Genomic DNA, 22,760 nt, shown 5'->3' on the forward strand with positions numbered 1-22,760 from the left:
AGTTCTTATCTCCAAAGACAGCTTTTCCATTAACTCCTTCTAAAGATATAAAAAAGCTTCCTGTATTTATTTCTTTTTTATATTCTATACCTATAAAACACCATATAAGCTTGTAAAAGTATTTGTGCTTCTGCTTATAGGTAGTAAGCCATTTTATTTATACTCAGGCATATTATAATAGCTTCCTAATATACCAAGATAAGGTTTTAAACTATGTTCATTTTTAAATTCAAATCTATATCCAAGTCTAGCTTGTGCTCCTATATTATGTCTTTTATAATCTCCTTGATAAATAGAGCTTAAACCAGCAAAAATTCTATCGTATTTATTATGATTATTTGCATAGTATCCTAATACATCAAGCTCAAGTGAAAGTGGCATATAAACTCTTGAGTATAAACCTAAACTATAGTTAAAACCATCTAAATTCATACCTTCAGTTTGAATGTATGAATTACTTATAGAAGCATAAAAACCTCCAAAGAAATCATCTTCTATTTCTTTATCATAACCAAAGCTTACTCCAAATTCAGAGCCTGAACTATTTTTATAATTACTATATCCTGCTAAGGCAGAGATATAGACATTATTACTTTCATCTTGATTGTAGTTTAAATAATAAGGAGTATAATCAGATACTAAAGAAGCAAAGCTATCTTTGGTGTTGAAGCTGAAGTTCTTATTGTTATATTTTGTGTCTATTGTATTAGAAGTATAATAGCTATTGTTGTTATTGTTGTTAGTATAGTTATTGTTTTTGTTGTTATTAAGTGCATAATTATTATTTCTTTTAGAAAGTGCATAATTATTAGTATTTCTATTAAAAGCAATATTATTATTTCTACTACTAAGATGAGCAATTCTACCTAACATATTATGATATATTAAATTCCCTTGATATGTTTTTCTTTCATCTTGCATAGTCTCAATTTGTTTTTCAACAGTACTAGCAGCAGTTCTTATAACATTATCATTTTCTATAAGAGAGCCATCTAAGGCTTCATAAATAGCATTGTAGATAGGGTCAGAGCTCAGAGCTTGGTGGAGTGGTTTCGCCACCACCTTGATTGTCTCCTCCTTCAGTATCGCCGTCCGGTTGAATTCCATTTTTATAACCGGCTAAGTGTCCTCCGGGAGGCTGAGCATTTGCATTAGGGTAATTTTCATTCCCCTCATTATTTGCTTCGCCAAAGACTAAGAAGTATTTATCTCCCACCTTAACTATGTTTGTGGTGTAGCCAGAATCAGAAAGAGGATTTCCATAATTATCATATACAGTTACAGAACCTTCTTTTATATTGCCACTAACATCCTTACTTTCTAGAAAAAGATAAGACATATTATCATTTTTAGCAATTGCCCCTATGAGTTGAAAGTTAGTTACGCCATTAAAATTAGCAGAAGATGAAGCATTTATATAACCAAAGCCTAAATCTCCTCCTACGAAATTCATAGTAGCAGTATTATTTAAAGTAAAATCGGTAGTGTAAATTTTAGCCGAATTTGTTAGAAAGATATCACTTCTATAAGCGTCAAATTTGCCTTTTACCACTAAATTTGCGTCATTTAAATCAACGGTTGAGCGATAGCTTGTCGAAGTGCTAAAGCTATCTCCTTGTGCATCGCTTATGAAATCTCCCTCTACTGTTATCACAGCTCCATTATAGGCTTTTAAATTTCCAATACCGCGATAGTCATTAGAAGAAGAGGAAGGATCATTCTTGCCATTATAAAAATTTCCAGTTACAGTAAAAGTTCCGCCGTTTATCTCTACTAAAGCGTACTCTCTACCTCCATTATCACTCTTAAAACCAGCATTATAAAAAGAACCCCTATAGTTGTTTTAGCGTTTTCGCCTGTTTGAAGCAAATATCCTGCACCCTGTGTAGTATCTTTATTATAATTATAAACATCGGCATCTATATAAATGGTGGAATTATTGTTGTATATAGAAGCTGAATCACTAGTGCTTGATACATTTATTAAGCTATCTACATTATTTATATTTAAAGTACCTCCATCTTCAACCGTCACGCTTCTTCCAGATCCAACATCTACAATAAAAGTATTTACATTATTGATATCCACGGTTGAGCCACTTACAATTATACCTCCCGAATTATATAGTTTAAACAAACCCTTACCCTCTATGCTGTTTAAATCCATAATCAAATGAGAGCCTGGATTTACTGTGATAAGACTTTCTATAATAGTAGCTCATATCTTTAAGGCTTGGATCTTTTTGAAGTGTAAGTGTTGAAGAGCCAGATGAAGTAAAATAGTAGAAATACAATGGGTAGCTTCCACCAAAGACATTGCCATCTTTACTAGGGTCTCTTTTTAGTATAACAGTTTTACTTTCTCCGTCATTTAAATTTACAGGGCTATCCTCTATCTCACCCACCCATTCACTTTTCAAAGCAAAGACAAAAGAAGCTAAAAAGGAGAGTAAAAAAGAGCCCTTTTCACAGCAAAACCTTTAAATTTAAGTTAAAAATGCGGAAAAGATTATATAACAAAAAAAACGATTAATGACGTCAATAAAAAAGTGAAAAATTTGAAAAATTTTTAAAATTATACTCTTTTATGTAGCTTTAATACATTTTTTGAGGAAAATTCTTGGCTAGATAAAGATCAAAGCCCTAAAAAAGGGCTTTGATTAGAGTCTTGATTCGTAACGTCTTAGCATATAGAGCTTTTTAAGCATTTTTTTACGAGCTGAAATTTTTTGCTTCTTGCGAATTTCAGTCATAGGCTCAAAAAATCTCCTAGCCCTTACCTCAGTAACTATGAGATTTCTATCCACTTGCTTTTTAAACTTTCTATAAGCCTCGTCAAAAGACTCGTTAGGATGTACCTTAACTCCTGGCACTACCCTCACCACCTTTCATTAAAAAGTTAAAAGCGAAATTATAGCAAAAAAATAAGCTAGAATTTAAGAAAAGTATTTTTTTCTGTGTTATAATTGAAAAAGAGGAGATTTACAATGCAAGCTAAGATTACAAATTTCACCAAACAAAGATATACTGTTTATGCTTTGATAGCTATTATCGCTCTTGTTATGCCATTTATTCGCATTAATGGAAATCATTTTTTCTTGCTTAGTTTTGACCATAAAAAACTTGATTTACTTTTCGTATCCTTTAGCACTCAAGAGCTTTTTTTAATGCCCTTTATTTTGATAGGACTTTTTTTAACTATATTTTTTGTTACAACCCTAGCCGGTAGAATTTGGTGTGCCTGGGCCTGTCCTCAAACGATATTTAGGGTGATTTATAGAGACTTTATACAAACAAAACTGCTAAAAATTCGTAAAAATATACATGATAAACAAAAAGAATATCCCGGAAATTTGGCTAAAAAACTACTTGCTATCTTGCTTTTTTACATACTTTCTTTGGTAGTTACAAGCAACTTGCTTTGGTATTTTGTGCCGCCTGAGGACTTTTTTGCTTATATACAAGACCCGGCAAATCACTTACTTTTACTTGGAATTTTATTTTGCGCGTCCTTGTTTTTAACCTTTGATGTGGTTTATATACAAGAGAAATTCTGCGTTTATGTCTGTCCTTATGCTAGGATACAATCAGTTATGTTCGACCACGACACAGTTCAGGTGATATACGATGAAAAAAGAGGTGGTGTTATATACGATGGTAAAACGAAATTACACAAAAAACCTCCTCAAGGCGAGTGTATAGGCTGTGAAGCCTGTGTTACGGTCTGCCCTACACACATAGACATAAGACAAGGCATGCAGCTTGACTGCATAAACTGCTTAGAATGTGCAGACGCTTGCTCTGTGGTGCAAAAGAGGTTTGACCGCCCAAGCTTGATACAGTGGACTAGCTCTCAAGCCATCCAAACGGGCAATAAGGTAAAATATTTTAGATTTAGAACAGTGGCTTATCTTGTGGTGCTTGGCATAGTTTTCGTAGCACTTATGCTAATGACAACGAAAAAGGAAAATATGTTATTAAACATAAATAGAAGCACAGAACTTTATCATATACAAAAGCTAAGTGATAATTCTTTAGAAGTTAGTAATTCCTACATCTTTTTGTTTCAAAACACCGATGACAAGCCGCATGAGTATTATTTTGAAGCTACCTTAAGAGATAGTGGCGAAAAGCTTGAAATTCTAAGACCTAGCAAGCCTTTTACCCTAAAACCTAAAGAACAGTCTAAGCAAATCGTTGTCATCAAAGCACATAAAGAGCTTATAAAAGATGATACGAAAGATACAGTATTTCCTATGACTGTAAAGGCATTTGCCGTTGATGATAAGGAAAATATACAAATTTTTAGAGAAAGTATCTTTGTATATCCTAAACAAACAATCTTACAAGAAGCATTAAAATAGGAGCAAAAGTGGGTGCTGATATTATCATAGGAATTCAATGGGGTGATGAGGGCAAGGGCAAGATAGTAGATAAGCTGTGCAAGGATTATGATTTTGTGTGCAGGTCTGCTGGCGGACACAACGCAGGGCACACCATATGGACAAATGGCAAAAGATACGCACTTCACCTAATACCCTCAGGAGTTTTGCACGAAAATTGCACAAACATCATAGGAGACGGGGTAGTCTTATCGCTAGAAGCCTTAAAAGAGGAGATGAAGCCTTTTGGAGACTTGAAAAACAAGCTTTTCATAAGCCAAAAAGCACATTTAAATTTAAAACACCACTCCCTTATGGATTTAGCTAGAGAAAAAATGCGTGGTAAAAAAGCCATAGGAACCACCGGCAGAGGCATAGGACCATGCTATGCTGATAAGGTTTTGCGCACAGGACATAGAGTTTTTGAGCTTTTAAATCCGCAAAAACTTTGTGCTGATATATTAGCTGACTTTGCCATGTATGAGGATATTTTTAAGGCTTTTGATATAAAAAAACCAAATGAAAATGAGCTTTTAGAGGAGCTAAAATCTTACAAAGACTTTTTTGAAGCCTTTATAACAGACACAAATTTAATGCTTTACAAGGCTTTAAATGAGGGTAAAAAGATTTTGATAGAGGGCGCACAAGGCTCCATGCTGGATATAGACCACGGAACTTATCCTTATGTTACTAGCTCTAGCACCACAAGCTGCGGGGCATTAAATGGACTTGGTTTGAGCCCTAAACAGTGCGGCAAGGTTATAGGCATAGCAAAGGCCTATACCACAAGGGTTGGCAATGGTGCCTTTCCTAGCGAGGATTTAAGCGAGGTAGGAGAAAAGATAGCTAAGATAGGCAATGAAATAGGCACCAGCACGGGCAGAGCTAGAAGGTGCGGGCATTTTGACGCTGTGGCTGTTAGATACGCTGCTAGCTTAAATGGGCTTGATTATCTAGCCTTGATGAAGCTTGATGTGCTCGATGGCTTTGAAAAGGTAAAAATTTGCAAGGCTTACGAGTATAATGGAGAAGTGATTACTTATCTTCCAAATGATTTAGAAAACGCTAAGCCGATATACGAAGAACTTGAAGGCTGGGATAAAAGTGCGGGCATAAGGGACTTTGATAGCTTGCCTAAAAATGCTAAAAACTACATAGCCCGCATAGAGGAACTTACAAAAACTAAGATAAAGTATATATCAACCTCTGCTGAAAGGGAAGATATTATAATCTTATGAAAACAAAATACAGCTCTGTTTTAAAGGTAAAAAAACAAGCCTTAGACAAGGCAGAAAGCACCTTAAGCAAGGCTAGAAACAGGCAAAGACAAAGCGAGCTAGAACTTGAACTAGCATTAAAACAGTACGAGGAAATCAAACTGCCAAGTTCTGGCTCTGTGCAAAATTTAAGGCAGAGCTTGGAATTTTTGGATGTGGCAAGGGTTTTTAAAGAGGAAAAAAAACAAAGAGTAGAATTAAGCAAAAAAGAAGTGGCGCACTATCAAATGCTTTACAAAAAGGCAAATTTAGAGTATGAAAAAATCAAATACCTAGAAAGCGAAGAGCTTAAAGAGCTTCAAAAAAAACTAAAAAAAGAAGAGGAAAAATTCATAGACGAAATAGCCATTAGCAGGCATTTTTACGGAGAGAAAACAAATGATTAAAAAAAGTATTGCGATTTTTTTTCTAGCATTTATCTACCTTTCAGCACAGGAAGAAAGGCTTTTAGAAAGCAGAAAACAAGAACTTGAGCTGCAAACAAGGGAATTTGATGAGGCAAGACAAGCCTTAGAAGCTTACAAAGCCTCGTTTGAAGCCTTGCAAAAAGAAAAAATGCAAGCTTTGTTACAAAAAGAAGCCGAGTTAAATGCCACCTTACAAAAGATAGAGCAAACAAAACGAGAAAACGACGCAATCCTTAAAAAAAGCGAGGAAAATTTAAAGGCCATAGAGGATAAAACTCAGGGCAGAATAACAGAAATTTACTCCTCTATGAAAGACAGTGCCATAGCCGATGTTCTTTCGCAAATGGATAGTGAGGAGGCGAGCAAAATTATGCTTTCTTTAGAGCCTAGAAAAATTTCTGGAATTCTTTCAAAAATGCAACCACAAAAGGCTTCAGAGCTCACCTTAGTGATAAAAAATCTTGATAGCAACATTACTGTAGAAAAAAATGCAAGTAATTGAATTCGTTTTTTTTGGTTATAATTTCGTATGGGGAAATTTTATACTAGCTCTAGGAGATTAATTAAAACTGTTAAAAACTTTTACGAGGCAGAATTTTACACAGCTTTTAAAAACATCACAAGTGATGATATTTTTCTTGGTTGGGGACGCAAGAAATCAGGATGTAAGGCCGTGGAATTGGCGAAAAAACACGGTGCTAAATTTTTGCTTTTAGAAGATGGCTTGCTAAGGTCTTTAAATTTAGGCTTTGAAAGCTTAGAAACCTTTAGCATTGTAAGCGATGATATTGGAATTTACTACGATAGCACAAAAGCTAGCAAGCTTGAGTACATACTAAACACATATGAATTTGATGAGGATATCTTAAAAAGGGCTAGGCAAGCGATAAAGTTAATCAAAACTTATAAAATTAGCAAATATAATAACAACAAAAAAGTTCCCAAGAATTTGTTTAAAGATGATGAAAAAAGGGTGTTAATCATCACTCAGGCAAATAATGATTACTCCTTAAAATACGGCCAAGCACTGCAGTTTAACACTCTAGATATGATACAAAAGGCTAAAGAGGAAAATAATGCCAAGGTGTATGTAAAAATTCATCCAGATGTGCTAAGCGGCAAAAAAGAACTTGACTTTGACATTAAAAAACTTCCAAGTGATGTGGGAATTTTAAGTGAAAATTTTAACCCCATAGAGCTTTTAAAGTATTTTCACAAGGTTTATACAAAAACTTCCACTATGGGCTTTGAGGCCTTGATTATGGGGGTGGACTGCGTTTGTTATGGTATGCCATTTTACGCGGGCTGGGGGCTTACAACGGATATGCTAAAATGTGATAGGAGAGTGAAAAAAAGAAGCGTAGAAGAGCTTTTCGCAGCCTTTTATCTGCTTTATGCTAGCTATTACAATCCTTACGCCGACAAAAAAAGTGATATTTTTGACACTATAAAAACCTTGCACAAATACAAAAACATAGAAAATTTCAACTCAAATACCTTATTTTTCGTAAATTTTACCCTTTGGAAAAGGTCTTTTGTGAGGGATTTTTTCAAAGCCAAGTCAAATAAAATAGTCTTTGTATCCAAAGTTGAGGATCTTAAAAAATTTAAAATAGACAAAAACGATAAAATTCTCGTTTGGGGTGCCTTGATAAAAGATGAGGAAATAAAAAAATATCTTGATAAAGATGTGAAAATTCACAGGGTAGAAGATGGCTTTGTGCGTTCTGTGTTTTTGGGCTCTGATTTAACAAGGGCGTATTCTTTGGTTGTGGATAGCAAGGGACTATATATGGATTCTACAAGGCCTAGTGATTTAGAGGATATCTTGCAAAAGCACGAATTTAGCAAAGAACTTTTACAAAGAGCCAAAGAAGCTAGAAAAAATGTAGTAGAGCACAAATTTTCCAAATACAACGAAGCCAAATATTACGAATTTAGCAAGGATAAAACAAAGGGTAAAAAAGTTATATTAGTGCCTGCACAGGTTGAAGATGATGCCTCTGTGCTGCTTTCATCTTGCGAAATAAAATATTTAGAGCTTATAAAAATTTTAAGAGAAAAAGAGCCAAATGCCTACATACTTTATAAAATTCACCCAGATGTTTTAAGCGGCAATAGACAAGGGCTAAAAGATGAAAAACTTATACTTAAGTACTGCGATGAAATCATTAAAGAAGCAAGCATTCACAGCTGCTTAGAGCTTGCTAGCGAAGTGCATACTATAAGTTCTACAGTTGGCTTTGAGGCATTGTTAAGAGAAAAAAAGGTCTTTGCATATGGCATGCCGTTTTATGCGGGCTGGGGGCTTACAACAGATATGCTACAATGCGATAGAAGAACAAGAAAGCTAAGCTTAGATGAGCTAGTGGCCGGGGTTTTGCTAATCTATCCAAGATATATCAATGCAAAAACCAAGCATTTGTGCGAATTTGAAAGTGCTTTTTCCTCAATGCTAGAGCTTAGAGATAGGTATCTTAACGATAAGTGCTTTGCTTATGCAAATACGCTAAGAAATTTCGCCTTAAGAAAGGCAAGGCGAGGCTATGAAAAACTTGCAAAGAGTGGGCTATGGAACTAAAACAGCATGTAAAAAATTTTAAAAACAAAAATGTCTTATTGTTGCAAAGTCCTATAGGTCCTTATTTTAGACGCTTAGCCTCTTTGATGAAAAAAGAAAATGCAAATGTTTTTAAGATAAATTTTAACGGAGGAGATAGATTTTTCTACCCTTTTAATGCCACAACTTACAAGGGAAATTTCAACCACTTTAGATATTTTTTCAAAGATTTTTGTGTGCAAAATAAAATTCAAGCCGTAGTTTTGTTTAATGACTGCAGGCCAGTGCACAGAATAGCTATAAAAATAGCTAAGAGGCTAAAAATAGATGTGTTCATCTTTGAGGAAGGGTATTTAAGGCCGAGTTTTATAACCTTGGAAAAAAACGGAGTAAATGCAAATTCGCCCATCCCTAGAGAAAAAAGCTTTTACCTAGGTAAAGATTTTATAGTAAAAGATGAGCACAAAAACATCAAGGGAGCCTTTAAGTATATGGCCTTTTATGCTTTTTTGTATTGGTTTTTTGCATTTTTATTATCCGCGTTTCATAACAACTCCTTGCACCACCGCTCATTAAGTCCTTTAGAGCTTTTGCCTTGGATTCGTTCTTTGTTTAGAAAAATTCTTTATAAATTCAGCGAAAAAAATATAAATAAAAAAATACAAAAAGACCTTAAAAATTCATACTTTATAGCCATTTTACAAGTCTATAATGATACGCAGGTTTCAAGGCATTACAAATACAAAAGTGTGGAAGTTTTCATAAGAAAAACCATCGCATCCTTTGCAAACAACGCTAGAAGCAAGCATTATTTAATATTTAAACATCATCCCATGGATAGAGGATACAAAAACTACGCAAAGCTTATAGAAAGCCTTAGCAAGCAATACAATATAAGCGACAGGGTTATTTATGTGCATGATTCTCACCTGCCAACAGTTTTAAGCAATGCCTTAGGCTGCGTAGTCATAAACTCGACAGTTGGACTGTCTGCCTTGTATCACAACTGCCCTTTAAAAGTATGCGGAGAAGCGTTTTACAACATAGATGGCATTACTTATCAAAAATCCCTTGATTTGTTTTGGAGGCAAGCACACTCTTACAAGCCAAATTACAGAATGTACGCAAATTTAAGAGCTTATTTGCTCATCAACAACCAAATCAACTCAAATTTCTATAAAAACAAGCTTTAAACCTTTATTAATCCAAATAAGACTATAATTAAGGATTATTTTTAAGGATTTCTATGCAAAGGTCTGTGTTTTATCTAGCTGGTTACGATCCTAGAACCGCTAGACATTATTATTCTATATTTAAAAAAAATTTAAATATTTACAACAATCTTCATAAAACACAGTACAAGCTAAGCAAAAACTCTCACAATTCTTGGCAGATACTTGCACAAGACTGCCAAACCACTTATAATGTTTTGTTGTGGAATGATATAGTAAGGCAAAATTGGCACGAAGGTTTTATTGGCATTATGAAAGATATGTGCTTGTTTGCAAGGTTTTATTTTCTAAATTTATTATTTATACAATTTTTTAAGCTAAACAAAGGGGCTTTTATAGCTGGGCTTTACCCCTTTCTTTACATAGCTTTTTCGTATTTTTTGGTATTTTTTCTTGCATATCTTTTTTTTATCTTTATCTCAAACATTTATCTAGCCCTAGTTTTAAGCTTGATTTTCATCTATTTTGGCAACAAACTTGTAATTAAAATAGGCAAGGCAACGGCTTCTTTGTGGATACTAAGAATTTGCGTGTTTGCGGCACTGCTTTCTAAGGGCAAGATTGAAAATATTGAGCAAAGATGTGATGAGTTTGCACAAAGAATAATAAAACAGTTAAGGCAAAATCAAGACTTTGAACTTATCTTGTGCGCTCATAGTGTTGGCACCATGCTTTTAATCCCTGTGCTATATAAAATTTTACAAGCAAAAGATGAGTTAAATTTAGATAAATTAAAAATCCTATCACTAGGCGAGTGCATACCCTTGCTAAGCCTGCACAAAGATGCCCAAAACTTTAGAGAGCAGTTGGAATTTATTGCTAGCAAGAGCTTGTTCTGGCTTGATTTTACCTCAAAGATTGACGGTGCGTGTTTTTATAAACTAAATTTCTTAAAACTTGCCAATGTAAAAAAAATAAATTTAAAAATTCACTTCCTCTCGGCAGCCTTTTACAAGCTTTATGAAAAAGAGGAGTATAGAAAGATTAGAAAAAACCTTTACAGAGTTCATTTTTTGTATCTAGAAGCTGTGAGAAAAAAAGATGGAATTTATGACTTTTTTAACTTCATAGTGGATAAAAAAAAATTAGAAGAGAAAATATAAGGAGTTGCGATGGCTTGCCCCTTTCACCCAAAGCCTAAAAAGACTAAAGCTTCAACGCTTATGACCTTTTTGCTAAAAAGACGTTCTTGGCTAGATGGCTTGTATGAAAAGAGCTATTCTATGCAAAGCGGTAGGGTGAAAATGCCTGGCTTTGATTTATATGTGGTAAATGATGTAAGAGAAGTAAAAAGGATTATGGTTGATGAGGTTAAGGAATTTCCAAAGTCAGAATTATTGCACAGGCTTTTAGAGCCGCTTTTAGGCGTAAGCATTTTTACAACAAATGGAGATGTTTGGAAAAAACAAAGAGAACTTTTAATGCCTAGCTTTGAAATGACAAGGATAAACAAGGTTTTTGAGCTGATGAAAGACGCGGCTAATGACCTTTTAATCAGGCTTGAGAAAAAAGACAAAGATTTTATCGACGCAGATGAGGAGATGACTTTTGTAACGGCGGATGTGATATTTAGAACTATCATGAGTGCTAAGCTTGATGAAGAAAAGGGCAAAGAAATTTTAAAGGCTTTTAGCATAATGCAAGAAGAAACCATACGCACAGGCATACGAGAGATGTTTTGCTTTCCTAAATGGCTTTCAAAGCTTTTGGGAGAAAACAAGCGTATGAAGGCTGGTGCTTGTATAAGAGACAATCTCGCACAAATCATTAAGCCAAGATATGATGAGCAAAGAGAGGGCAAGGCTGATTACAGACAAGATATACTAGCCTCTTTACTAAGGGTGATAGACGCGGATACAAACGAGCCTTTTTCATTTAAAGAAATTTTAGACCAAGTATCAATGCTATTTTTAGCAGGACACGAGACAACAGCTTCTTCGCTCACTTGGACGCTTTACTGCTTATGTGTTGAGCCTAGTTGGCAAGAAAAAGCTTATGATGAAATTATGCAAATTACCAAAGGAGAAGAGCTTAGCATAGCTCATGTTAAAGCTTTTAAAGTCTTAAATAATATCTTTAAAGAAGCCCTAAGACTATATCCTCCGGTTGGCTTTTTTCCTAGAACGGCAAAGAAAGATACCAAAATAAGAGACAAAGAAATCAAAGCAGGCTCAGGCGTTGTCGTAGCACCTTGGCTAATACACAGACATAGCAAATTGTGGCAAGACCCGCACGAATTTAAGCCACAAAGATTTGACGAGCAGATAAACAAAGATGCTTACATGCCCTTTGGCATGGGCGAAAGAATTTGCATAGGCCAAGGCTTTGCCATGCAAGAAGCTATGATAATTTTAGCTTCTATTTTAAAAAAATACAAATTACAGTTAAAAGAAAATTTCACTCCGGATGTGGTAGGACGGCTAACTGTTCGTTCCGCAAATGGCATGAGCATTAAATTTATAAGAAGATAAGATATGAAAGAAAAATTAGCTGGGACTATTTTACTTTGTGCTGTTGTGCCTTTATTTATATTTGGGTATTTGTTTATAGTCTTTGTGGGGCTTTTTATAAGCGTTGCCAGGGTAAGACAGGGCGTTAGAGCGATGGATCATTTTGTAAATGCAACTGTCTTTAATGGCTACGCTTGGGAGAGTGTCTCGTCTCACGCTTGGAGGCAAAGAGATAAAAAATGGGCTAAATTTGTCATAAAAATTACGGATTTTTTTCAAAAAGATCATTGCAAAAGAGCAAATAAAAGAGAACAACCCATAGTTGATTTAATGCTACAAAAAGGGCTTGATAAGCAAAGCATAGGCAAATAAGCAAATTCAAGCTATTTTATTATCTTGTTTGACAAAAGAAAATAATAAAGCACTATAATACTTGAAATTTCAAATACAAGGAGAGATGATGTTAAAAAAGACAGTTTTAGTATTAAGTTTAAGTTGTGCTGTAGCCCTTGCAAATGAGAATGGTTTTTTTGCTGGTGCTAGCGTTGGGTATTCTTTGGGAACTATAAGTGATGAGAGAATGCTTTTTGGCGGCTTGGTTGAAGGCGCTGATAATGATAAAAATATAAATGGCTACAACCTAGGCATAAAGGCTGGTTATGAGTGGTTTTACAGCCAGGCAATTTCTTTTAGACCTTACATAGACTACACATACTCAGGATACGGCGGCTCTGGCAATATAACAAAAGATTTTAGGGCAAATTTGCTTACCATAAATGCCGATGTAAATTACTATCTAACACAGGATTTTAGCATTTTTGCAGGCTTATCTTTAGGAGAGGTTTTCGCACAAACAAGCGGCGAGTATGGCAATGAAAACGCCTTTGGTTGGGGCGGCGAACTTGGCTGGACCTATAAAGTGCTAAGCTATTTAGAACTTGAGGGCAAATACAAATACTTCGATTCTTCCTTACCAGAAAAGATGTTTGCAAACAATACAAGAAAAATTCAACCAGATGACATGCATTTATTTAGCATAGGTCTAAACTACAGATTTTAAAAGCTTCTAAGCCTGAGTAGGCTTAGAATTTTCTATTAGATATATCAGCTGTCATTTTATGAGAAATATCATCAACCTTTAAGGCCAACTCATCAGTCTTTTTCGCCAAATCTAAGCTATTATTCATAACAGCTTCAAGCTCATCTATGTTTGTGCTTATTTGAGCTAGTCCTTGAGCTTGTTCTTGTATAGATGAGCTCATATCATTTATGCTTTGAGTTAGCATGCTTACATTTGCTTCTATATCACTAAGAGATTTTTCTGTTTTTTCTGCCAAATTTCTAACCTCATCAGCAACCACCGCAAAGCCGCGTCCGTATTCTCCAGCCCTTGCCGCTTCAATGGCTGCGTTCAGTGCTAGCAAATTTATCTGCTCAGCTATATCTTTTATAACCTTTACTATGTCTGTTATGTCCTTGGACTTTAAGCTTGTTTGCGTTGTAACTTCGCTAACTCCTTGCATTGCCGAATTTATTTGATTGACGGCTGAGGCTGAGCTATGCAAGGATGAAGCTTGGGTTTTGCTTTCTTGTATTAGCTGATTCATAAGTGCTTTTAAGCCCTCTGATTCTCTTGTAAGACTTTGTGCCACTTCTAGGCTACCTTTTAAAAGCTTTCTTATTTCAGAGCCCATTGAATTTATCATCTTTTCAATCTCTCCGTCATTATTAGAAAGAATTGCTCTAAAATCAAAAATTTTAAAACTCTCAAGAACCCTTTGAATTTCATTCAAATCAGAGCCTATCTTTTCTTGCAAATTCACAAAGCATCTGTCTAAATTTTCTTTTAAAAGCACGAGCTTAGGATTGCTAGGCGTTTTATCAAGCTTTACTTTTAAATTTCCACTATGAATTTGTTCAGTAGCGCCTATTACTTCTCTTACAAATTCCTCATCAGATAAAAGCTTGTCCCTACTTTGTAAGATATTTTTGTTTAAAACATCAGCCATTTTAGTAAATTCATCTTTGATTTTTGACTTTATGTTTATGGTAGAGCAAGACGAGGTTTTGTTATTTACAAAGTCAAAGAAAGCCACAAGCCCTTTTTCTAAGATATTTAATCTGTTTAGATAAAACCCTAACAAGAAATTCAAAACAAGCATAACTATAAGCACATAAGATGCAGATAATATCAGCTGAGAGATTATAGAGTCCATCAAAGCTTGCTTGTAAATGTTTTTATTCGTAGAATTACAAAGCAAAATGCCTTTTTTAGATTCTATACAAACCGCGGAAAGTTCTTTACCATCAAAGTCATAATCAATACCCTGAGTTACATTGTAATTAGCCTTTACAGCCTCTCTTGAGAGATTAGCAATCAAATTTGAAAGATATGTATCATCGCTATTTAATATATCATTTCTTGCGCTGTGAAAAAAGATGTGATTGTTTTTATCTGCTAAGAAAGTGTAAGTATCTTTTGAGGTATTTACAGAGCTAAATTGTTTGCTCAAGTCACTCAAAGTTACATCAGCTGCTAAAACTGCAACAATCTTGCCATCCACCGTCACAGGCACAGAGACAGTAATTGCCAAAAGCCCTGTTAGATAATCAACATAAGTTTCGCTCAAATTTACGGCATTAAGCTTTTTAGCGCTTTCATACCAGCTTCTAGTTCGCCCGTCGTAATTATCCTTTTGCGGTGTTCTGTAAGCTGCCCTGCCCTTTGACTCTTCATTAACATAAATAAAAAGTCCGTCTGCTTCATAAGTGATGTATAGATTGCTAAATTTAGACAAGACAAAGCTGTTTTCTAAAATTTTGGAGACATTTTCGCTGCTTAAATCAGAGCTAAGCTCGATTTGCTTTCCTAACTTAAGCAAAAAATCCATTCTATCGTCAAAATAAGAATCAACGAACAGTAAAGCATTCCTAGCAACATTTTGCTTGGAAAATATGAAATTTTTTACAGCATTTTCCTCGGCTATGTAAATGGAGATTAAACCCTGTAAAAAACTGCCTGCCACCAACAAAACAAACACGAAAATAGAAATTTTCTTGGCTACAACACTTCTCATAAAGTCCTCCTAAAATTTTGATAACAGTCTTTATGAATCTCAAACAAAATATTATGCTACTAAGAAAATTATACAAATTTTTTCGCGCTTACAAAAAAAAAAAAAACGAAAAATGTAAAATATGTTACTGAAATAAACAAATTGTTTAAGAAATATTTACTTTTCTTAACAGTCTATGAAGAATTCTTTGAATTTTTTGTTCGCATACTCATTTACTTCTTTTTGTAATCTTACATATTTACCCATAAGCTCTAGTGCTTTTGGGCTAAGTTTTGTGCCTGAGTCTTTGCTTCTGCCCTGCTTTGTAAATATCAAAACCTCTTTTGTGCTATCTTGTAAGCTTTGTAGATGAAGCCAAGCTTTTTTGTAAGAAATTCCCATTCTTTTGGCTGCCTTTAAGATACTGCCTTCTTCTTCTACGAATTTTAAAATCTCTATTTGACCCTTGCCAAAAAGTAGCTCGCCGTCCTCATTTTCTATCCAAGTCTTTGTTCTCACAAAAAAGGCCTTGTCTGTTCTTTTTTCTTTGCTGTATCTAAATTTGATATTGTATTGTTTCAAAGCCGTGCCAAGTTCTTTAAAGCCGTACTTTTTGCTTAATTGAGCTGCTTGCTTGCAAGTTATCTTTGAGTTATCATCCTTTAGGCTTTCAAGCTCATTTAAGAGTTTATTTTTTTCTCTTGCTGCTATCTTTGGCTCGGTGATTTTGATTGAATGCTTGCAAATAAAATCTAAAAAAAAGTCCAAATCAAGCTTGTAAAAATCAATTATCTCAAAGACCTTAGCGGCTCTTAGCTTTCTATCTTTACTTATATATTTTTCTATCTTTTCTACTGTTAGCATTGCAAAACCTATTTTCAAATGCTCATACCTTATCATAAAAGATTAAAAAAATGCAAAATAGCTAAAGGAAAAGATAAAAAATTTGCTAAAATTCACAAGACGGGAGATAGATACTATGGAAAAGCTTTCAGAAAAGACCTTGCAAAGACAAGCAAAGATAAAACAAGTAGCCTTAAATATGTTTCTTGAAAAGGGCTATGAAGCTACGAATTTAAAAGACATAGTAAAGCTCAGCGGGGGCTCTTTATCTAGCATTTATGCCGCGTACCAAAGTAAAGAAAATTTGTTTATGGAGCTAGTAAAAGATAGGATAGAAAAAGATATGCAAAATATCAAGAAAATAGCCAATCAAAAATACGATAATGTCTATGATTTTTTACTAAACATCGCAACTTATATGATAAAAACGCTAAACGATAAAGAAAGTATAGGACTTATTAAAATAGTGCATTCTAGAATTTACAGCCCAAATAGCAATATATTAAAAATGCTTAAAGAATTTGAAAATGACTACACAATAGAACTCATACAAGAAGCCTTTAAACGCTTTGACGCTGATTTTGCGGTAAAAAATGCAAATTTATTAGCCCATATGTTTTTAGATACTATTAGAATTCAGTGTCTTTATAGGATTACTTTAAGAGAGGAAAGGATTATGAGCAAGGAAGAACAAGACAATTTAGCTAGGTTTATAGTAGACTTTTTTACTAAAACGAGATATTAACCGTATATTAACCTCATACAAATTATAATTTTAAACTTATAATTTTATGTAATTATTATTACATTTTTAAATATGAAAAAGGAATTTTTTATGAATAAATACTTAAATTTAAAGGTGCTTAGCCTATGTTCTTTCTTGGCTACCTTGTTTGTTGCTTGCTCGCAGCCACCACAACAAACTAAGATGCCGCCTATGCCGGTTACTGTTATGTCGGCTAAAGCTGTTGATATACCGCTTAGCTTTTCTTACCCAGCAAATTTAACCAGTGATAAGGATGTAATCATCAAAGCAAAGGTTAGCGGACAAATCGTTCAGCAATTTTTCAAGGCCGGAGATAAGGTTCAAAAAGACCAAATTTTATTTAAAATCGAACCTGATAAATATCAAGCGGCATTTGATATAGCAAAGGCTTCCGTACTAGTAGCAGAGGCTAACCTTGAAAATGCTAGAAAAGAGCACTCAAGAAACCAGGTTTTAATACAAAAACAAGCTATATCTCAAAGAGATTATGATACCTCTCTTGCTAATTACAACAGTGCTAAAGCAAATTTAGAAAGTGCCAAAGCGCAGCTTCAAAATGCAAGGCTTGATTTAGATTACACAAGCATAAGAGCGCCTTTTGAAGGTATCTTAGGGGATGCTTTGATAAATGTAGGAGACTATGTAAATGCTAGCTCCACAAATTTAGTAAGACTTACAAATTTAAATCCTATCTACGCTGATTTTTTCATATCAGATGTAGAAAAGCTAAGGTTTAATAGAAATCTTGCAGACGGAAATTGGGAAATAAACAATGCAGATGTTAGCATAAATGTAAATAATGAAGCCATACAAGGAAGATTATACTTCGTTGATTCAGTTATTGATGAAAAAAGCGGAAGCGTTAAGGCTAGAGCGGTATTTGATAACAACGATACAAAGCTTTTACCGGGAATTTTCACAACCATAACATCTAGCGGTTTTGTGCAAAAAAACGGCTTTCAAGTTCCGCAAACAGCTATCTTGCAAGATACAAGAAGTGCGTATGTTTACACAGTTGTTAATGGCAAAATCGCAAAAACCAATGTAAATATAGCCTATCAAACTAATGATTTTGCAGTGATTGATAAGGGTTTAAAAGAAGGCGATAAAATAGTTTTAGATAATTTTAAAAAGATAAAACCGGGCTCTGATGTGCAAGAGGTTGGGAGCAAATAATGTTTTCGGCTTTTTTTATAAATAGACCGGTTTTTGCTTCGGTTGTATCTATAATCATATCTTTGGCTGGAACCATAGCTGTATTTTCACTACCGATAGAACAGTACCCCTCATTAACACCGCCAACAGTTAGCGTTAGTGCCACCTACACGGGTGCTGACGCAAAGACCATAGCTGATACTGTTGCCATACCTATAGAGGACGCTATAAACGGTGTTGAAAATATGATTTATCTTGAAACAACAGCCTCATCAGCTGGTACGATGAGAATGACTGTGTATTTTGACATAGGTTCAGACCCTGACTTAAACACCATAAATGTAAATAATAGAATTTCAGCAGCAACGGCTAAATTACCAGAGGGAGTGAGAAGACTTGGAGTTACAGTTAGAAAAGCCTCGTCTGATTCTTTAGGTGCTATAACCCTATCATCAAAAGACGGCTCAATGGATGCTACTGAAATTTACAATTATGCCTTATTAAATGTCTTAGATGATATAAAAAGAATTCCTGGCGTTGGTGATGCGACGGCTATTGGAAATAAAAATTACTCCATGAGAATTTGGCTTAATCCTGACTTGCTTAATAAATACCAAATCACAGCAGCAGAGGTAATAGCAGCCATAAATGAGCAAAACGCACAGTACGCAACGGGTAAAATCGGTGAAGAGCCGGTTGAGCTTAAATCCCCTTATGTGTATTCTATAAATGTGCAAGGAAGACTTAAAACCCCACAAGAATTTGAAAATGTCATCCTTAGGGTAAATGATGATAAATCTTTTTTAAGAGTTAAAGATATAGCCACAGTTGAAATAGGCTCTCAGCAATATGTATCTCAAGGTAGAATTGACGGGAACGACGCTGTGCCTATAATGGTAAATTTACAGTCCGGTGCTAATGCCTTAGAGGTTGCCGAGGCATTAAAAGCCAGGATGAATGAGCTAGCACAGTCTTTTCCTCAAGGCTTAGAATGGAACATGCCTTACGATACCACCACCTTTGTTAAAAACTCCATAAACGAGGTTGCAAAGACCTTTATAGAAGCTTTGGTTTTGGTTGCCTTGGTTATGTATATGTTCTTAAAAAACTTCCGCTCAACTATCATTCCTTTAATAGCTGTACCGGTATCTTTGCTAGGAACTTTCATAGGGCTTTATATACTTGGCTTTAGTATAAATTTGCTAACCCTTTTTGCTCTTATACTTGCCATTGGTATAGTTGTTGATGACGCTATTATAGTTGTTGAAAATATAGATAGAATTATACACGAGGATAAAAATATCTCCGTTAAAGACGCGGCCATAGAGGGTATGAAAGAAATGACCTCGCCTGTTATTTCTATCGTTCTTGTTTTGTGTGCTGTGTTTATACCAGCTTCATTTACAAGTGGCTTTATGGGGCAAATTCAAAAGCAATTTGCACTAACCCTTGCAGTCTCAGTTGCAATATCTGGCTTTGTTGCTCTTACTTTGACGCCTGCACTATCAGCAATCTTTTTAAAAAGAACGCAAGAAAAGCCTTTTAAAATCGTACAAAAATTTAATGACTTTTTTGACTACAGCACAGTAATTTTTACGAAAGGCGTTAGCTTTGTTTTAAAAAGACCTAAAAGCTTTTTAGCTGTTTTTGTTGTTTTCTTGGGTATTATTTGGGGCTTTTTTAAGATTATGCCGGGTTCTTTGGTTCCTGCTGAGGATCAAAGCTTTGTTATGGCTATTACAAATTTACCTCCTGCCTCATCTTTACATAGAACTGTGGAATACATGGATAAGCTATCTAGTGATTTAGTAGCTATGCCTCCGGTTAAAAACTACATGTCTATGATAGGTTTTGACCTTTTCACTTCATCTTTGAAAGAAAATGCTGGAGTTCACTTTATAAATGTAAAGGATTTCAGCGAAAGAGATATAAGCTCAGCTGAATTTGCACAGCAATTAAATGCTAAATATTTTTTAAATCAAAACGCACAAACATTCTTTTTAACCCCGCCTCCTATACAAGGGCTTGGGCTTACCGGTGGCTTTGATATGTTCTTGCAAAACAGAAGCGGAAAAAGCTACGAGCAAATTCAAGAAGATGTTAATAAAGTTGTGATGGCTGCAAACGCACGCAAGGATTTAAGACAGGTAAGAACCACGCTGGATACAACCTTTCCTTTGTTTAAGCTAGAAGTAGATAGAGATAAGATAAAGTATTACAACCTAAGCTTGCAAGATGTCTTTACCACAATATCATCTACCATAGGTTCGTACTACATAAACGACTTTAACATACTTGGTAAAAATTTCCAAGTAAATGTAAGAGCCTTAGGGGATTTTAGAAATACACAAGAAGCGCTTAAAAAATTATATGTTCGCTCAAGCGATGGAAATATGATATCTCTAAGCTCTGTTTTAACGCTTAAAAGAAGCATAGGACCAGATGATGTTAAGAGATTTAACCTCTTCCCTGCAGCCCTAGTTCAAGGCTCGCCAGCTCCGGGATACACCTCAGGACAAGCTATACAGGCTATACAAGAAGTTGTTAAACAAACTTTAGGCGATGATTACACCATGGCTTGGTCGGGTTCTGCTTATCAGGAAGTAACAAATACAAGTGCGGGTTCTGTTTCCTTTGTGCTGGGCTTAATATTTGTTTTCTTAATCCTAGCTGCACAGTATGAAAGATGGCTAATGCCTTTAGCTGTTGTAACAGCTGTTCCTTTTGCTGTGTTTGGCTCTTTATTCTTAATGTGGGCAAGAGGTTTGGCGCTTGATGTGTATTTTCAAACGGGCTTACTTTTATTAATAGGCTTGGCTGCGAAAAATGCTATTTTGATAGTTGAATTTGCCATGGAAGAGCACTTAAAGAAAGGCAAAAGTATATTTGACGCCTCAATCGAAGCTGCAAAACTTCGCTTCAGGCCTATTTGTATGACTTCCTTGGCATTTTGCTTGGGTGTTGCACCGCTGTTTTTTGCAAGTGGAGCAGGTGCGGCAAGCAGACACTCGCTAAGCACAGGTGTAATAGGCGGAATGATTGCTGCTTCGACAATAGCATTATTTTTCGTGCCTTTATTTTTCTACCTATTAGAAAGCTTTAATGAATGGCTAGATAAAAAGAGAGGAAAACACAATGTTACCGTTCAATAAAATTTCAAGTCTAGCACTAGCATTTTTCTTTGTATCTTGCTCTTTAAAGCCAGAATTCAAGGAACCAGATGTTAGATTTAACAACAATATAAATGTAAGTAAATGTATAGAACAAGGCGGGCTAGACTGTGATACCTTTGACAATACCGAATCGGTTAAATTTGATGAGCAGTGGTGGAAGGTATTTAATGACCAAGACTTAAACGCCCTTGTTGATAAGGCTTTAAAGAATAATACTGATTTAAGACTTGCCTTTGTGAGATTTGAGCAGGCCGCTCAAACTCTTGGTATAGATAGAAGCGATTTATTCCCAGACCTTGATGGACAAATGGGCGTTACAAGGGCTAGTGATGGAGCAAATAGCTCAATTTCTGGCCGAAGACAGACCTCAACAAATTTAAATATGGGTTTAAATTTAAGCTATGAGCTTGATTTGTGGGGTAAATACAGGGATGGTTACTTTGCCTCATCCAAAGCTTATGAAGCTTCGATTTATGATTTTCAAAGCTCAAAATTAACCCTTGTATCAAATGTCGTAAAGATGTATTTTAATGCTATAAATTTAAACAGCCAAGTGCAAATTTTAGAACAAACAGTCGCAGACTACACCAAGGCTTATGAATTAAGGGATGAGCAGTTTAAGGTCGGAGCAATCGGAGAATACGAGCTATATAGCTACAAGGCTCAGCTTGAAACAGCGAAGGCTCAGCTTGAAACAGCGAAGGCTCAAAAAGATAATAATGACAAGGCTTTGATGATTTTAGTTTCATCAAATTTAAATGACATTTTATACGCTACCTCATCAAAAACAGACATAGAACATTTTAAAATCGAGCTTCCACAAGGCATAAGCAGTAAAATTCTACTTCAAAGGCCTGACATTAACGCTGCTTTAAGAAGACTAGAGCAACAAAACTACCTAATAGGAGTTGCTAGAACGGCTTATTTGCCGAGCATTTCTTTAACAGGCTTGTTAGGTTTTGGTAGCCCGCAGCTAAATAATGTACTAGATACTCAAAGCTTTAATTGGAGTGCTGGAGCTAATGCGGTACTGCCTATACTTCGTTGGGGTGAAATAAGATACAATGTAAATTTAGCAAAGCTAGCTAAAGACGAGGCGTATTTAAACTATGAAAGCATACTTAAAAACGCTCTAGGTGAGGTAAGAACTGCGTTGGTAAATAGAGAAAGTGCTTTTAACAACGAAAAAAACTACGCTCAACTTTTGCAGTCTCAAGAAAAAATTTATGAGCTAGAGCAGTTAAGATATGATAATGGTATCTCCTCATTAAATGACTTGCTTAGTGCTAGACAAAACTACCTTAGTGCCAAGCTAAGCTATGAAAGCTCTGTTTATAATTTACTTAGCTCTGTTGTGGATGTTATAAAAGCATTTGGCGGTGGATTTGATAAAGCAAACAACCAAGAAGCCTCCATGCAACAAGACGCTACAAATCTTGATATGAGTTTTAGAAACTAAG

General features: G+C 35.1%; 21 protein-coding genes and 1 pseudogene. 14 read left to right on the plus strand and 8 right to left on the minus strand.

The genetic code is table 11. The features are described 5' to 3' along the window. Positions 1 to 153 precede the first annotated feature (153 nt). The 5 genes from CAV_RS06985 to rpsU form a co-directional block, all read right to left on the minus strand. Positions 154 to 1,059, minus strand: a complete 906-nt coding sequence (locus CAV_RS06985) for an autotransporter outer membrane beta-barrel domain-containing protein (RefSeq protein WP_157676346.1) — start codon at positions 1,057 to 1,059, stop codon at positions 154 to 156. Further along, positions 1,025 to 1,654 (minus strand): hypothetical protein, encoded by a 630-nt coding sequence (locus tag CAV_RS06990; RefSeq protein ID WP_094752846.1) that lies wholly within the window; start codon positions 1,652 to 1,654, stop codon positions 1,025 to 1,027. The genes CAV_RS06985 and CAV_RS06990 overlap by 35 nt, the downstream gene beginning before the upstream one ends. Before the next feature lie 119 nt (positions 1,655 to 1,773). Then, positions 1,774 to 2,166, minus strand: a complete 393-nt coding sequence (locus tag CAV_RS06995) for a hypothetical protein (RefSeq protein WP_094752847.1) — start codon at positions 2,164 to 2,166, stop codon at positions 1,774 to 1,776. Further along, entirely contained in the window at positions 2,141 to 2,404 is a 264-nt protein-coding gene (locus tag CAV_RS07000) for a hypothetical protein (RefSeq protein WP_094325818.1), read from the minus strand. The genes CAV_RS06995 and CAV_RS07000 overlap by 26 nt, the downstream gene beginning before the upstream one ends. A gap of 255 nt (positions 2,405 to 2,659) precedes the next feature. Next, positions 2,660 to 2,872: a 30S ribosomal protein S21 gene (rpsU, locus tag CAV_RS07005; protein ID WP_094325983.1), complete on the minus strand. Its 213-nt coding sequence runs from the start codon at positions 2,870 to 2,872 to the stop codon at positions 2,660 to 2,662. Positions 2,873 to 2,986: 114 nt separating this feature from the next. Between rpsU and ccoG the strand changes: the two genes are divergently transcribed. The 10 genes from ccoG (at position 2,987) to CAV_RS07055 (ending at position 13,367) form a co-directional block, all read left to right on the plus strand. Beyond that, positions 2,987 to 4,363, plus strand: a complete 1,377-nt coding sequence (ccoG, locus tag CAV_RS07010) for a cytochrome c oxidase accessory protein CcoG (protein ID WP_094325819.1) — start codon at positions 2,987 to 2,989, stop codon at positions 4,361 to 4,363. 8 nt (positions 4,364 to 4,371) lie between these two features. Beyond that, the gene (locus CAV_RS07015) at positions 4,372 to 5,619 is read left to right on the plus strand and encodes an adenylosuccinate synthase (RefSeq protein WP_094325820.1); all 1,248 of its coding nucleotides are present in this window, start codon (positions 4,372 to 4,374) and stop codon (positions 5,617 to 5,619) included. Further along, complete coding sequence (locus CAV_RS07020) at positions 5,616 to 6,044, plus strand: flagellar export protein FliJ (protein ID WP_094325821.1); 429 nt, start codon at positions 5,616 to 5,618, stop codon at positions 6,042 to 6,044. The genes CAV_RS07015 and CAV_RS07020 overlap by 4 nt, the downstream gene beginning before the upstream one ends. Further along, entirely contained in the window at positions 6,037 to 6,567 is a 531-nt protein-coding gene (locus CAV_RS07025; RefSeq protein ID WP_094325822.1) for a MotE family protein, read from the plus strand. Before CAV_RS07020 ends, CAV_RS07025 begins: the two co-directional genes overlap by 8 nt. A gap of 27 nt (positions 6,568 to 6,594) precedes the next feature. Beyond that, on the plus strand, positions 6,595 to 8,646 hold the full coding sequence (locus CAV_RS07030; protein WP_094325823.1) for a capsular polysaccharide biosynthesis protein: 2,052 nt from the start codon (positions 6,595 to 6,597) through the stop codon (positions 8,644 to 8,646). Beyond that, on the plus strand, positions 8,637 to 9,818 hold the full coding sequence (kpsS, locus tag CAV_RS07035; RefSeq protein WP_094325824.1) for a capsule polysaccharide modification protein KpsS: 1,182 nt from the start codon (positions 8,637 to 8,639) through the stop codon (positions 9,816 to 9,818). Before CAV_RS07030 ends, kpsS begins: the two co-directional genes overlap by 10 nt. 53 nt (positions 9,819 to 9,871) lie before the next feature. Continuing rightward, positions 9,872 to 10,960, plus strand: a complete 1,089-nt coding sequence (locus tag CAV_RS07040; RefSeq protein WP_094325825.1) for a hypothetical protein — start codon at positions 9,872 to 9,874, stop codon at positions 10,958 to 10,960. 9 nt (positions 10,961 to 10,969) lie between these two features. Next, positions 10,970 to 12,328: a cytochrome P450 gene (locus CAV_RS07045; protein WP_094325826.1), complete on the plus strand. Its 1,359-nt coding sequence runs from the start codon at positions 10,970 to 10,972 to the stop codon at positions 12,326 to 12,328. A gap of 3 nt (positions 12,329 to 12,331) precedes the next feature. After that, positions 12,332 to 12,679: a hypothetical protein gene (locus CAV_RS07050; RefSeq protein ID WP_094325827.1), complete on the plus strand. Its 348-nt coding sequence runs from the start codon at positions 12,332 to 12,334 to the stop codon at positions 12,677 to 12,679. A gap of 88 nt (positions 12,680 to 12,767) precedes the next feature. Next, positions 12,768 to 13,367, plus strand: coding sequence for an outer membrane beta-barrel protein (locus CAV_RS07055; RefSeq protein ID WP_157676350.1), 600 nt, complete (start codon positions 12,768 to 12,770; stop codon positions 13,365 to 13,367). A gap of 22 nt (positions 13,368 to 13,389) precedes the next feature. Here the strand turns inward: CAV_RS07055 and CAV_RS09335 are convergent, their stop codons facing one another. From CAV_RS09335 to CAV_RS07065, 3 genes and pseudogenes are all read right to left on the minus strand, one after another. After that, on the minus strand, positions 13,390 to 14,523 hold the full coding sequence (locus tag CAV_RS09335) for a methyl-accepting chemotaxis protein (protein ID WP_390089122.1): 1,134 nt from the start codon (positions 14,521 to 14,523) through the stop codon (positions 13,390 to 13,392). A gap of 93 nt (positions 14,524 to 14,616) precedes the next feature. Continuing rightward, positions 14,617 to 15,384 (minus strand): annotated as a pseudogene (locus CAV_RS09340) (cache domain-containing protein); the annotation flags it as partial. 165 nt (positions 15,385 to 15,549) lie between these two features. Continuing rightward, positions 15,550 to 16,245, minus strand: coding sequence for a winged helix-turn-helix domain-containing protein (locus CAV_RS07065; protein WP_169711643.1), 696 nt, complete (start codon positions 16,243 to 16,245; stop codon positions 15,550 to 15,552). Positions 16,246 to 16,309: 64 nt separating this feature from the next. Between CAV_RS07065 and CAV_RS07070 the strand changes: the two genes are divergently transcribed. The 4 genes from CAV_RS07070 to CAV_RS07085 all read left to right on the plus strand — a co-directional run bounded on the left by CAV_RS07070 (position 16,310) and on the right by CAV_RS07085 (position 22,759). Further along, complete coding sequence (locus tag CAV_RS07070) at positions 16,310 to 16,951, plus strand: TetR/AcrR family transcriptional regulator (protein ID WP_094752848.1); 642 nt, start codon at positions 16,310 to 16,312, stop codon at positions 16,949 to 16,951. Positions 16,952 to 17,041: 90 nt separating this feature from the next. After that, positions 17,042 to 18,148 carry an efflux RND transporter periplasmic adaptor subunit gene (locus CAV_RS07075; RefSeq protein ID WP_094325831.1) on the plus strand — a complete coding sequence of 369 codons (1,107 nt, stop codon included), beginning with the start codon at positions 17,042 to 17,044 and terminating at the stop codon, positions 18,146 to 18,148. After that, entirely contained in the window at positions 18,148 to 21,279 is a 3,132-nt protein-coding gene (locus CAV_RS07080; protein WP_094325832.1) for an efflux RND transporter permease subunit, read from the plus strand. The genes CAV_RS07075 and CAV_RS07080 overlap by 1 nt, the downstream gene beginning before the upstream one ends. Beyond that, positions 21,263 to 22,759, plus strand: a complete 1,497-nt coding sequence (locus CAV_RS07085; RefSeq protein ID WP_094325833.1) for an efflux transporter outer membrane subunit — start codon at positions 21,263 to 21,265, stop codon at positions 22,757 to 22,759. Before CAV_RS07080 ends, CAV_RS07085 begins: the two co-directional genes overlap by 17 nt. Position 22,760 lies beyond the last annotated feature (1 nt).

This window comes from Campylobacter avium LMG 24591 (assembly GCF_002238335.1).
Lineage (GTDB): Bacteria > Campylobacterota > Campylobacteria > Campylobacterales > Campylobacteraceae > Campylobacter_D > Campylobacter_D avium.

Coding starts and splice junctions, on each gene's coding strand:
- CAV_RS06995 (WP_094752847.1), bottom strand. CDS start 2,166: ATGGATTTAAACAGCATAGAGGGTAAGGGTTTGTTTAAACTATATAAT.
- ccoG (WP_094325819.1), top strand. CDS start 2,987: ATGCAAGCTAAGATTACAAATTTCACCAAACAAAGATATACTGTTTAT.
- CAV_RS07020 (WP_094325821.1), top strand. CDS start 5,616: ATGAAAACAAAATACAGCTCTGTTTTAAAGGTAAAAAAACAAGCCTTA.
- CAV_RS07025 (WP_094325822.1), top strand. CDS start 6,037: ATGATTAAAAAAAGTATTGCGATTTTTTTTCTAGCATTTATCTACCTT.
- CAV_RS07030 (WP_094325823.1), top strand. CDS start 6,595: ATGGGGAAATTTTATACTAGCTCTAGGAGATTAATTAAAACTGTTAAA.
- kpsS (WP_094325824.1), top strand. CDS start 8,637: ATGGAACTAAAACAGCATGTAAAAAATTTTAAAAACAAAAATGTCTTA.
- CAV_RS07040 (WP_094325825.1), top strand. CDS start 9,872: ATGCAAAGGTCTGTGTTTTATCTAGCTGGTTACGATCCTAGAACCGCT.
- CAV_RS07045 (WP_094325826.1), top strand. CDS start 10,970: ATGGCTTGCCCCTTTCACCCAAAGCCTAAAAAGACTAAAGCTTCAACG.
- CAV_RS07050 (WP_094325827.1), top strand. CDS start 12,332: ATGAAAGAAAAATTAGCTGGGACTATTTTACTTTGTGCTGTTGTGCCT.
- CAV_RS07055 (WP_157676350.1), top strand. CDS start 12,768: ATGTTAAAAAAGACAGTTTTAGTATTAAGTTTAAGTTGTGCTGTAGCC.
- CAV_RS09335 (WP_390089122.1), bottom strand. CDS start 14,523: ATGGACTCTATAATCTCTCAGCTGATATTATCTGCATCTTATGTGCTT.
- CAV_RS07075 (WP_094325831.1), top strand. CDS start 17,042: ATGAATAAATACTTAAATTTAAAGGTGCTTAGCCTATGTTCTTTCTTG.
- CAV_RS07080 (WP_094325832.1), top strand. CDS start 18,148: ATGTTTTCGGCTTTTTTTATAAATAGACCGGTTTTTGCTTCGGTTGTA.
- CAV_RS07085 (WP_094325833.1), top strand. CDS start 21,263: ATGTTACCGTTCAATAAAATTTCAAGTCTAGCACTAGCATTTTTCTTT.